11 protein-coding genes are annotated in these 11930 nt (G+C 46.6%); 6 read left to right on the forward strand and 5 right to left on the reverse strand.

The genetic code is table 11. The annotated features are described in order from the left end of the window. The first annotated feature begins 86 nt into the window (after positions 1 to 86). The 5 genes from xseB to trhP all read left to right on the forward strand — a co-directional run bounded on the left by xseB (position 87) and on the right by trhP (position 5473). Complete coding sequence (gene xseB / locus K4H25_RS08050) at positions 87 to 332, forward strand: exodeoxyribonuclease VII small subunit (protein ID WP_173533827.1); 246 nt, start codon at positions 87 to 89, stop codon at positions 330 to 332. Further along, a complete protein-coding gene (locus K4H25_RS08055; protein ID WP_221022786.1) occupies positions 332 to 1237 on the forward strand; it encodes a polyprenyl synthetase family protein in 906 nt (301 codons plus the stop codon). Before xseB ends, K4H25_RS08055 begins: the two co-directional genes overlap by 1 nt. Positions 1238 to 1277: 40 nt before the next feature. Further along, complete coding sequence (gene dxs / locus K4H25_RS08060) at positions 1278 to 3155, forward strand: 1-deoxy-D-xylulose-5-phosphate synthase (protein ID WP_221022787.1); 1878 nt, start codon at positions 1278 to 1280, stop codon at positions 3153 to 3155. Positions 3156 to 3378: 223 nt separating this feature from the next. After that, complete coding sequence (locus K4H25_RS08065; protein WP_221022788.1) at positions 3379 to 3594, forward strand: (2Fe-2S)-binding protein; 216 nt, start codon at positions 3379 to 3381, stop codon at positions 3592 to 3594. 517 nt (positions 3595 to 4111) lie between these two features. Continuing rightward, the gene (gene trhP, locus K4H25_RS08070) at positions 4112 to 5473 is read left to right on the forward strand and encodes a prephenate-dependent tRNA uridine(34) hydroxylase TrhP (RefSeq protein ID WP_221022789.1); all 1362 of its coding nucleotides are present in this window, start codon (positions 4112 to 4114) and stop codon (positions 5471 to 5473) included. 208 nt (positions 5474 to 5681) lie between these two features. Here the strand turns inward: trhP and K4H25_RS08075 are convergent, their stop codons facing one another. The 5 genes from K4H25_RS08075 to K4H25_RS08095 all read right to left on the reverse strand — a co-directional run bounded on the left by K4H25_RS08075 (position 5682) and on the right by K4H25_RS08095 (position 10455). After that, positions 5682 to 7070, reverse strand: coding sequence for a transposase (locus K4H25_RS08075; protein ID WP_221022790.1), 1389 nt, complete (start codon positions 7068 to 7070; stop codon positions 5682 to 5684). A 323-nt stretch (positions 7071 to 7393) separates the two neighbouring features. Beyond that, the gene (locus K4H25_RS08080) at positions 7394 to 8203 is read right to left on the reverse strand and encodes a hypothetical protein (RefSeq protein WP_221022791.1); all 810 of its coding nucleotides are present in this window, start codon (positions 8201 to 8203) and stop codon (positions 7394 to 7396) included. Continuing rightward, the gene (locus tag K4H25_RS08085; protein ID WP_221022792.1) at positions 8203 to 8670 is read right to left on the reverse strand and encodes a hypothetical protein; all 468 of its coding nucleotides are present in this window, start codon (positions 8668 to 8670) and stop codon (positions 8203 to 8205) included. The genes K4H25_RS08080 and K4H25_RS08085 overlap by 1 nt, the downstream gene beginning before the upstream one ends. A 213-nt stretch (positions 8671 to 8883) precedes the next feature. Continuing rightward, positions 8884 to 9312 carry a hypothetical protein gene (locus K4H25_RS08090; RefSeq protein WP_221022793.1) on the reverse strand — a complete coding sequence of 143 codons (429 nt, stop codon included), beginning with the start codon at positions 9310 to 9312 and terminating at the stop codon, positions 8884 to 8886. A gap of 9 nt (positions 9313 to 9321) precedes the next feature. Further along, positions 9322 to 10455, reverse strand: coding sequence for a hypothetical protein (locus tag K4H25_RS08095; RefSeq protein WP_221022794.1), 1134 nt, complete (start codon positions 10453 to 10455; stop codon positions 9322 to 9324). A gap of 248 nt (positions 10456 to 10703) precedes the next feature. Between K4H25_RS08095 and trhO the strand changes: the two genes are divergently transcribed. Next, on the forward strand, positions 10704 to 11654 hold the full coding sequence (trhO, locus tag K4H25_RS08100) for an oxygen-dependent tRNA uridine(34) hydroxylase TrhO (RefSeq protein ID WP_221022795.1): 951 nt from the start codon (positions 10704 to 10706) through the stop codon (positions 11652 to 11654). Positions 11655 to 11930: the final 276 nt, after the last annotated feature.

An 11930-nucleotide genomic window follows, 5' to 3' on the forward strand; every position in this document is an offset into this window, starting at 1 on the left:
ACAATAAGCCCCTTGCGCGAATGAGGCAGAAGGCTGCGCTCATTGGTGTGTTTTTGTGAAGAACTTTTATTTTGGGCGCAAACTTTATGGCAAAAGCAGCAGCGAAATCGGCGAATTTACCCGATAACTTTGAACAAGGCTTGGCCGAGTTAGAGGCTCTGATTGCCCAAATGGAAGCCGGTGGACAAGCACTCGATGCGAGTTTGTTGGCATTTAGCCGTGGCACTGAATTATTGCGTTTTTGCGAAAGCAAATTAAGCGCGGCAGAGCAGCAAGTTCGCCTCTTAGAAGGTGGTGAGCTTAAACCAATGCCAAAGATGGGGACAGAATAATGAGCAAAACGGTAGCGACTGATTTTAAACTCTGGATGGAAGACGTTCAGGCGCAAATGGAGCGCGCGCTATCGCAAGTATTGCCATCGAGCAATCATTTGCCCGAGCGCTTGCACGACGCGATGCGCTACAGCGTGCTCGACGGTGGCAAGCGAGTGCGGCCATTATTAGTGTTTGCTGCGGGTTCGTTGGTTGATGCGCCTGCCGAACGTTTGCAATACGCGGGCTGTGCCTTGGAATTTATTCATGCTTATTCCTTAGTACATGACGATATGCCCGCTATGGATAACGACGTGTTGCGCCGAGGTAAGCCAACGGTGCACGTGGCTTACGGTGAGGCTACTGCGCTATTGGCGGGTGATGCTTTACAAGCTGCTGCATTTGAAGTGTTGGCTAATCATCGCTTGGCCGACAATCCGGCGGATCAATTGCAAATGATTCGGTTGTTGGCGACGGCATCGGGCAGTTTGGGTATGTGTGGCGGGCAAGGTATCGATTTATATAGTGTTGGGCAGACGTTGACTTTGCCGCAGCTGGAAATGATGCATATTTTGAAAACCGGTGCCTTGATTCGCGCCTCGGTTTTATTGGGCTCTTACTGCGGTACGCCATTGACCAGCGAGCAGCGCGAAGCGCTCGATCATTACGCCAAATGCATCGGTTTGGCATTTCAAGTGGTTGACGATATTTTGGATTGTGAAGCGGATTCGGCCACCTTGGGTAAAACCGCAGGGAAAGACGCGGCGAATAATAAGCCCACCTATGTGGCTTTGCTGGGACTAAAAGGCGCAAAAGAAAAAGCCAGTGAGCTCAAAGCTTCGGCGTTGGCCGCATTAGCTCCCTTTGGGGAAAGAGCCAATATATTAAGTGCCCTTGCTGGGTATATTGTTGATAGAAAATACTAACAGGGCTTGTAGGGGGATACCCCTGCAAAGCAAGGTACACATGAATTATCCTTTGCTTGATACCATAGAAATACCCGCAGACTTACGCCAACTTGATCGCAAAGAGTTGCCTGCGCTCGCTCAGCAATTGCGCAGCTATTTACTCGATTCGGTTAGCCATACCGGTGGGCATTTTGCATCCAATTTAGGCGCGGTGGAGTTAACTGTTGCGCTGCATTATGTGTTTGATACGCCGCATGATCGTTTGGTGTGGGATGTTGGCCACCAAAGCTATCCGCATAAAATCCTGACTGGACGTAAAAACCGCATGCTCACCATGCGGCAAAAAGGCGGCTTGGCTGGGTTTCCTAAGCGCGAAGAAAGCGAATACGACACATTTGGGGTTGGGCATTCTTCAACCTCGATTGGTGCTGCGCTGGGCATGGCCGAAGCGGCATTGATTAAAGGCGAAAAACGCAAAGCGATTGCAGTCATTGGTGATGGTTCGATGACCGCAGGGCAGGCGATTGAAGCCTTGTTTAATGCGGGCCATCGCGACGACGTCGATTTATTGGTGATTTTAAATGACAACGAAATGTCGATTTCACCGAATGTTGGCGCGTTTAATAATTATTTAGCCAAATTGCTATCGGGTAAGTTTTATAACGGCATTCGTAATGCGTCTGGCAAAGTGCTCGATGCGGTGCCGCCGCTGAAAGAATTTGCCAAAAAAGGCGAAGAAAGCGTCAAAGGCTTTTTAACGCCCGGTACTTTGTTTGAGGAAATCGGCTTTAACTATATCGGCCCGATTGATGGCCATGATATGGAAACGCTGGTCGCTACCTTGTCCAATATTAAGCAGTTAAAAGGGCCACAGTTTTTGCACGTGGTGACCAAAAAAGGCAATGGCTACAAATTGGCCGTGGCCGATCCGGTGAAATATCACGCTGTGGCGCCGTTTAATCAGCAAGATGGCGTCTGTAGTAGCAAGGTGAGTAAACCCACATTTACTCAAGTGTTTGGTGATTGGCTGTGCGATATGGCCGCGCAAGACGAGCAATTGGTTGGGATTACACCGGCGATGCGTGAAGGCTCGGGCATGGTTCGATTTCATGCCCAATATCCAACGCGCTATTTTGACGTGGGGATTGCTGAGCAACACGCCGTTACTTTTGCCGCTGGCTTAGCCTGTGAGGGCTTAAAGCCGGTGGTGGCGATTTATTCGACCTTTTTACAGCGCGCTTATGATCAATTGATTCATGATGTGGCCTTGCAAAATCTAGATGTTACTTTTGCGATTGATCGCGCGGGTTTGGTTGGGGCCGATGGCCCAACGCATGCCGGTAGTTTTGATTTGTCGTTTATGCGCTGCATTCCAAATCTGGCGATTTTAGCGCCCGGTGACGAAAACGAATGCCGGCAAATGCTCTATACCGCGTATCAATACGCTGGCCCCGCAGCTGTGCGCTATCCGCGCGGCAGTGGTTTGGGGGCGGCAGTCGCCGCTGAAATGAGCTTGTTGCCTTGGGGTAAAGGCGAAATTCGCCGCGCAGCGCATGAATCAAGCGTGGCAACGGGCCGTCGCGTGGCGATTCTAGCGTTTGGTGCGGTACTAGAGCCTGCGCTTGTTGCAGGTGAAATACTCGGTGCAACCGTAGCCAATATGCGTTTTATTAAACCGCTGGATACGGAGCTGGTCTTGGCGCTGGCCGCTTCGCACGATTTGCTGGTGACGGTTGAAGATAATGCCATCATGGGCGGCGCAGGTAGTGCGGTCTTAGAGTGTTTGGCCGCGCAAGGTGTTTCACGTGCCGTATTGCAATTGGGTTTGCCCGATAGTTATGTCGAGCATGGCGAGCAAAAGCAAATCTTGGCGGACTGTGGTTTGGATGGCGCGGGTATTCTTGCCAGTATTGAGCAGCGACTGGCTACGCTTTAAATTGGTCATTGAACATGATTTAAAATCCGCTCGGCATTGCCGGGCGTTTTTTTTGGGCGGCTTGAGCTTGGTCGCGTAAGCGCTGTAAAGCAGGTGCTTTTTGGCGATATCATTCCGGTGGATTTGAGGGGCGGTGGGGCTGATGCCAGCGATGGGTAAAAAGTACTTGGCAGTTGGATTTATTTTGATGATAATGAGAATAGTTATTGATAAGGTTCTTATTATGATTGTTTGTGTTTGCAATAATGTGAGCGAAAGAGCGATTGAGCGTGCTGTAGCGCAGCAGGGCGTTCGCACGTTTATCCAATTGCGGCAGGTGACTGGCGTCGCCACGTGCTGCGGCAAATGTGCGCGCTGCGCCAAGCAAGTTTTAAAAGAAGCCCTTGTCGAGCAAGCCGAGCAGCAACATGTGCCGCTGTCGGGTTTAGGGTTTGCATAAAGCGATTCCCGTTCAGCAAAAAATAGTCATTAAACCGAGCAAAAAGCTCGGTTTTTTATTATCCACGGCGATGATTGTGGTTTTCCCCATGCGGCTGGGCTAAGTCTGTGTGCTGGCTGTGAGTAAGTGGCTTAGGTGCTTGAAACCATAGGGAAAATACAGCCTGATTAAATTTTAATCAGCGAGCGATGCTCATTCACAGGCTAGATGGATAGTCATGTGTACAGGCTGTGGATAGCTGGGCTAAGTGACTGTTTTGTTACTGATTTTGTTGGCCGATTAAAAAATAGGCAAAAATTTTTAAAACCAAGCTTGAATCTGCCCAATTTTGCTGTATTTAGCACTTATCCCGCGTTTTGCCAGTTTATCCCCGTAAAAAAAGCATGGTGTGTGAGTTAGCTGTGGGTAATGTCGGCAAGCCACTGATTTGCTTGATTTATTTAATATTGCCTGTTTTTTGTGCAGCGTATTTGCGGTATAATGCCCGCCTTTCTTAGTTTGAACACACGCACCCACCATGACCTTAAAAGCTCCTGAACTCTTATTGCCCGCCGGTACGCTCGAAAAAATGAGTGCCGCTTATGACTTTGGCGCCGACGCGGTCTACGCCGGTCAACCGCGCTACAGCCTGCGCGCGCGCAATAATGATTTTAAATTAGAGCAAATTGGTCAAGGGATTGAAGAAGCTCACGCCCGTGACAAAAAATTCTTTGTCGCCAGCAACATCTTGCCGCACAACGCCAAAGTAAAAACCTATTTGGCCGACATGGAGCCGGTGATTGCGATGAAGCCGGATGCGCTGATCATGGCCGATCCAGGCTTGATTATGATGGTGCGTGAAAAATGGCCAGAGCAAGTGATTCATTTGTCGGTGCAAGCCAATACGGTGAATTACGCCGGCGTGAAATTTTGGAAATCAATGGGGCTAGAGCGCGTGATTTTGTCGCGTGAATTGTCCTTGGATGAAATCGAAGAAATTCGCCAGCTATGCCCGGACATGGAAATCGAAGTGTTCGTGCACGGCGCGCTGTGCATTGCCTACTCAGGCCGTTGCCTATTGTCGGGGTATTTCAACCACCGCGACCCAAATCAAGGCACCTGTACCAATGCCTGCCGTTGGGACTACAAAACGCACGACACCAATCCAGATGACGCCGGTGATGTTCAGCTGAAAGAACAAGTCATTCAGTTTGATTTTAATAAAGCGATGAATGACGCCAATCAAGTGTTCTCCGCCTGCGGTGGCCAAGAGCGCCATCCATTGGCCGACAAAACCTATTTGATCGAAGAAGCCAATCGTCCGGGCGAGCTAATGCCGATTGTCGAAGACGAGCACGGCACGTACATCATGAACAGTAAAGACTTGCGCGCAGTGCAGCATATCGAGCGTTTGGTCAAAATGGGGATCGATTCGCTGAAAATCGAAGGTCGTACCAAGTCGCTGTATTACGTTGCGCGCACCGCCCAAGTGTATCGTCAAGCGATTGACGACGCGGTTGCGGGTCGTCCATTTAACCCAACCTTATTGGCCGACCTTGATGGCCTTGCCAATCGTGGTTATACCGACGGCTTTTATCAGCGCCACACCACGCACGAAGCGCAAAACTACCTCGACGGCCACTCTAAAGCGCACCGCAGCCAATACGTTGGCGAAGTGCTCAATATCCAAGACGGCTGGGCTGAAATTGAAGTTAAAAACAAATTCTCAGTCGGCGACTCGCTGGAAATCATCCATCCAAGCGGTAATATCATCGTTAAACTTGAGCAAATCCGCGGTAAAAACGGCGCTCTGGTTGAATCCGCACTCGGCAGCGGCGCCAAAGCCGCCATCCCGCTCGATGCCAAATACGCCAATGCTTTGATTGCCCGCTTGTTTTAATTGTTGAGATTTTGATTGTTAAAAAGCCGCTGAAAAGCGGCTTTTTTGTCAGTTTTGATTGGCGGGCGGCTTTCGACCGATTCTGTTGAAAAACCCACCTTTAAAAAGCCTTGATCAGTACTTAAAGCCTAACGAGGCTGAAAAATGACATTTTGGAGGCTTAATTTGGGCTTTTTTGCCCATTTACTGAGCTAATTTTGTTGTTTTTTCATGTTGCGGGCGCACCAAGCCCCTTGCTCGGCGTACCGAGCACGCTCAACTTGGCCAATCGACGCAGATTTTGTGCAATCGCGGTTAATGTGAATTCATCGGTTGCTCCGGTCAATCCACGAAGCCGCAGTCGATCAAGCTTTAAAATCGTTTTCATATGGGCAAACAACATTTCTACTTTTTTGCGTTCACAGCGTGATATTTCATATTCTGGTGTGGTCGCAATTTTACGTGCAACATCACGCGCGTCTTCATGAATGCTGCGAGCGATTTTGCGAAACGTTGTGTTTGGACAGCACTTTTCTTTCATCGAGCAAGTGGCGCAATCGCTGGCACGTGAGCGATAAATAATGGTGTCCGCACTCGTCACATGTGAACGTGGTGTTTTGTAATCGCGCCACTGAATGCGCAATAGATTGCCCGCAGGGCAACGATATTCATCTGCTGCTTCATTCCACTCAAAATCATCCCGTGACAATGTCCCATCTTTGCGAGCAGTTTTATCCATGACGGGGATGTGTGGTTCAATTTGTTTTTCTTTGACTAGCCAGCCTAGCATCGGTGCCGAGCCATACGCGGTATCGGCAATCAGCCGATCAGGCTTCAAATCAAAGCGTTCTTTGACACGATCAACCATTGTTTTCGTTGAATCGACTTCTGCCGTCCGATGAGAGGGTGTCGCTTCAACATCAAGAATAATGCCGTGGGCGGTATCAATTAGATAATTAGTTGAATATGCAAAATAAGCGATGCCGCCTGTGGCGGCGGTCCAGCGAGATTGAGGATCACTCAATGAGATTTTGCGTTCAACATCGCTAGATTGGTTGTTATCAAGGGCGTCGAGATATTCAGTCATTGCACGTGTGCGAATTTCTGGATTGTTCCAATCAAACGCCTCACCTGGAGCAACGCTATGTTGATGACTGGCATTGGCTTCAACTAAGCTAGCATCGATGGCAAAACCTTCGCCTTTGATCAATCCTGCCGCCATACAACGACGCACAACCTCATCAAATACCCACCGAAAAACATCACTCTCACGAAATCGACCATGCCGATTTTTGGAAAAAGTTGAATGATTGGGAATGGCATCTTCAAGGCTAAGGCGGCAAAACCAGCGATAAGCCAAGTTGAGATGCACCTCTTCACAAAGTCGGCGTTCTGAACGGATGCCGTAGCAGTACCCCACAATCAGCATGCGAATCATCAGTTCTGGATCAATTGAGGGGCGACCAATTGGACTGTAATGCTTGGCGATATGAATGCGCAGTTCGCCTAGGTCGAGGCATTGGTCAATGCTACGCAATAAATGGTTAGCAGGGATATGCTCGTCAAGATTAAAGGAATAAAACAGCTGGTTTTGGTTGCCAGTATGTTGCCCCATCATCGCTAGCATCTCCGAGAAAAACACATGGTGCTATTTTAGCAAATGACCTTCGCTCACGGGGTTTTTCAACAGAATCGACCCACTGCCGACACTCAGCGAGCGTCATCAGCTCGGCCAAAGTAGATATTTAAAGATTCATTTTTTGATCAATTTCAACTTAAGACCGTAGTGATGATTTAATGCAACAGAACCGACTTTACTTTCTAAACTATGAGCACTAAGTACGGCCGACTTACTCAGTTTGAATGATGGCAACGCAAGCCTATGATTTAAAAAGGCTTGTTGTTTTCTACATTCAAACTATCTGGAGCCGACCCACTTATTTATTTAAATAAAAAATTCAACACTAAAAGTACAAATATAGCAACCAGAAGTTTAATTGCGATACTAGTTAGTTTGTTATTATTTTCCAGTATAGCCGATATGTTTGATGATACTTCTGCGTACTTGTTGGTATTATCTTGTAACTGTTTTTGCAAAATACTTTCTACAGCAGGAGTTTCTTCTTTTGCGACAAATGTTTTTTCTTCGAACTTAATAGATAGCCAATCAAACACACCAATATTTTCCCCTGTATAACCATTGTAATTATTATAATAATGCTCATTCGGCGAAGTAGGGTTGATAATATGGAGGAATTTCATTTCGCTGTCCTCAAAATTGTAAAAACAAACCATGTTTAATAACACAGTAAAACCGCGCAACAACCCGTCATGCATTATATTTTTTGCTACATAGTCAAATGTGTCGTGTGGAATGTAAACGCCTATAATCAACCCTATATTTTCAGTTTCGTAAAAAGATACGCCGTTAAGTACATCAGTATTTTTATAAAATTCAACCCTTGCTGTTTTAGTAACAAAATCAGCAGCATTTCCGGATGATCTAAGTATCCGAATTCCCTCTTCAAAATTTGCAGTACAGATAATTCGCTCGTTAACTTGTCCGGACTGTCCACATGAGCCCACTAGACATGCAGATGTTATATTTAAATATAAATCCATCTTTGTCTCGCGACAATGAATTGCGCTCTCAAATGGACCCCCATTAGAAAAAAGTACATTATCTCTGCCATCAAAAACCACCTCATACGACATACAATTTAGTCCTTTTTTAAATTTTTTAACTTGCACTAAATGTTTATTATTTCAGGGTATAAACAAACTGTACTGACCTCTCCCATAAACCAGACAAATTTAAACTGATGCTTGAATTCAAAGAGCAATGGCGTGATATTGGCAATTATTACATCATCTGGAGTAACAATCTGTCCATTGCTATAAATCAATAATTCTATGTGATTGCATTCTGTTGTGTATTCTTTGCAAAGCTTTTTTTGGACAATAGTTATAGATGGATCTTCAGTATAAAAACCCTTCATGGATGGTGTTAAGCTTGCCTGAATTTGGGCAATTTTCCCATCAGTCAAACTGACTAATTCGAATGCGATTGGCCCTTCGGTCGCATGAGTAAAAAAAAGATCTGGTTCTGGTGGCTTACGATTTTCTATGTGTGACGATTCGAAGTCTATTTTCCTAATGCTTAAAAATTGTTGAAACGCATTTTTCTCATTTATTTCTTTGCATAATAAATTGATCATGTCGCGCTCACGATTTTCGTTAGATGTATGTTGAGGTGTATTGCTAATTATGGGCTATAGCTTCAAATCCCGCATATTTAGCGCATTAATTTTATTCAAATTATTTTAATTCTCCATTTTTCCATCTTTACGGAAAATTATTCTATGAAATGGCTATTAAATTGTTTCGTAGTTTCTAGAAATGAATAAGGTGTGATTTTGTGGGTTTTAGTTTCAACTTTGACGTTGGAATGCTTGAATTGGCGTGGTTTTTTCCAAGCGGAATGGATCGGTATTTAGAAAAATCATTTCATTGAGCTCGCCTAATTTTTGTTTTTTCAAGAGTAGGTCGGTTTCACTGTCGTTTAAACGTTTTTGCAATGAATTCATTGTGGTGAGTAAATCTTGAATGAAATGTGCTTGTTCTGGTAAGCGCGTTTCTTTTGTCAGTTTATCCATTTCATAACGCAGGGTATGCGTTGATTGTTGTGCAGATTTTTCTAATTTTGCCGATTTTAATTGCCGCTGGTTATCAAATTGAACATCAATAGAGCTGCTGGCGTGGTCTTGGATGGTTTTGTACAAATAATTTTGTGATTCTTTCGTTGAGTCTAGCTTTGGCGGCGTATTGGTGTTGAGTGCTTCGTGGTAACTGGCGCTCAACTGTGCCTCTTACTTTTGAGTGATGGATGTCTTGCCAAGGATGCTGGTTTTTTGCTTTAGCTGAAAGCTAAAGTGATCCATTTCTAATGTTTTTCTTGGGTTCGGCGAGGTTGGCTTCATCGTTAAATCGGCTTGAAAATCACCTAGGCCGGTCAAAACCGCCTGTTCTAAGTCATTTAGCGCCTTGGCTTGAGGTGGTGCATTCAATAATGCAATGGCATCGCTGGGGTGATTTTTGTGTAGCCCAGAAAAAACGGTTTTAAATAGCGATAACATTTCGGCGTTTGGTTTGCCGCGCTCACCAGCATGATCAAATTGTTTGAGATATTGGCTGATGGCTTTTTCTCTCTGTTGCGCATTACCTAGCGCCGCCGCTTGCTGAAAATTGACATTGACGCTCATCTTTCCTTGCGGGGTTTGCAGTTGAATTTCGCGGTGATTTTCATTTGCATGCAGTTCAAATGCCATTGTTTCGCCGTTTTTATTGGCGAAATTGGTGGTTAAATCTAAGGCCGCCAGTTGTGTGGTGTCAAACTTCATGAGTGCGTCAATTTCAGCGTGAGGCGGCTTAGCCAAAAGGTTTTGAATGGTTGTTTCAAATCCTTTTGCCAGTTGGCTCATCGCTGTTTGCTCTGCGGCGGTTAATTCGCCATTCGTTTTGACTTCAGCCGCCAAACGATCACCTTGATTGGATAGTTTAAGCTCAATGCTGACCCCCGATTGCGTCTTGATGTTTAAATTGATCGTTCCTTTTTCGAGATCAATTGCCGCTTTAGTCGCTTGCGGGCCGATTTCAGTTACAGATTGTTTAAAGTCGGCAGGTGGGGATTTAAAGCGCTCGAGCATTGCGCCACCTAAGCCCAAAAATCGATTGGCATTGCTGTGGCCGTTAAAGTTTCTCGCCATTAGATTGCTAGCGTAATCGCTCAAGGGGAGTTCCCATTTCTGCTGCGCGTTATTGGCGATACGCTGCTCTAGTTGGGAGTAAAAATCCGTGTCGATTAAATTCTTGTCTGTTAGTGTTACTGTCGTTGACGGGGTCCTTACTAAGGGCGGCGACTCGATGCTGCTGGGCTCGCGTTTGGCCTCTGCCCAAAGGTCGTTTTGCTGAGGGGCAATCGTTGCATTAGAGATCGTAGTCATGGCGATGGTCGAGGTCGGTTATAAACAGACTATCGGCAGAAAACGGCATTTATTTACAATTTAGATAATTTTAAAGAAAGTTTTTGTTTGCATGTACGGGATTCACTGCAATGTTGTTGGGCGGTAGCTAACTCTCCCCTAAATATGTTTATTCCTCTGTCGTTTATCCCGCCCCAGCTCAGGTAAAATCCGCTCCCAGAATAAAAAATCCGGTCCGCCCTTTACGCGGGTGACCACTTGGAGAAAATATGTCGAATCAAACCGAAGGCGCGATTGTTGTTGCGGCGCTGTATCAATTTGTCACGCTCAGCGATTATGTTCAATTGCGTGAGCCATTATTGCAAACGATGCTCGATTTAAACGTGCATGGCACGCTGCTGCTGGCTGATGAAGGTATTAACGGCACGGTGGCGGGAACGCGCGCGGGGATTGATGGCTTGCTGGCTTGGTTGCGCTCGGATCCGCGCTTGGTGGATGTCGATCACAAAGAATCGTTCTGCGATGAGCAGCCTTTTTTGCGTACCAAAGTAAAACTAAAAAAAGAAATCGTCACTTTGGGCGTGCCGGGCGTTGATCCAAATAAAGCCGTCGGCACCTATATTGAGCCCAAAGATTGGAATGCGATTATTTCCGACCCCGAAGTGCTGGTAATCGATACGCGCAATGATTACGAAGTGGCGATTGGTACGTTCGAGCGCGCGATTGACCCGAAAACCGAAACTTTCCGCGAATTTCCGGACTACGTAAAAGAACATTTTGACCCTGCGGTACACAAGAAAGTCGCCATGTTTTGCACTGGCGGCATCCGCTGCGAGAAAGCGTCGAGCTTCATGCTGGGTGAAGGGTTTGCGGAGGTTTACCACTTAAAAGGTGGGATTTTAAAATACCTTGAAGAAGTGCCGCAGGAAGAGACGCTTTGGAAGGGCGATTGCTTTGTGTTCGACAACCGCGTAACGGTGCGCCACGATTTGAGCGAGGGCGATTATGAATTGTGCCACGCTTGCCGTCAGCCGGTGTCGAAAGAAGAGCGCCTATCGCCGCATTATGTCGCGGGCGTAAGCTGCCCACATTGCTTTGACAATCTCAGCGAAAAAACCCGCAGCGGCGCGCTCGAGCGGCAAAAGCAAATTGAGCTGGCTAAAAAACGTAATCAACCCAATCCATTGGGCCGAATCATTAAAAAGACCCCGTCACGTTAACTGTAATGCGGCGTAAATCGCTAGGCTGCTGATGAGCGAACTGGCGTAGCAACAGACGGTTAAGCTTGGTCATGTTCAGATTTGGTGTTGATGCTGTGCCGCGCTCGTCGAGCTGGGGCTTAAAATCCCGTCCAAGCGCACCGAGTGAGGAGAGAGACAAACGGTTTTATCGTTTGGCTCACGACAATCGAGGGCACAGCGGAGCTGGGCGCGCTCGGGTCGCCTTTCTTTTCCCCTGTTTTCTTTGGCGAGTCAAAGAAAATAGGGTCCCCGTCG

The organism is Deefgea piscis (assembly GCF_019665785.1).
GTDB lineage: Bacteria > Pseudomonadota > Gammaproteobacteria > Burkholderiales > Chitinibacteraceae > Deefgea.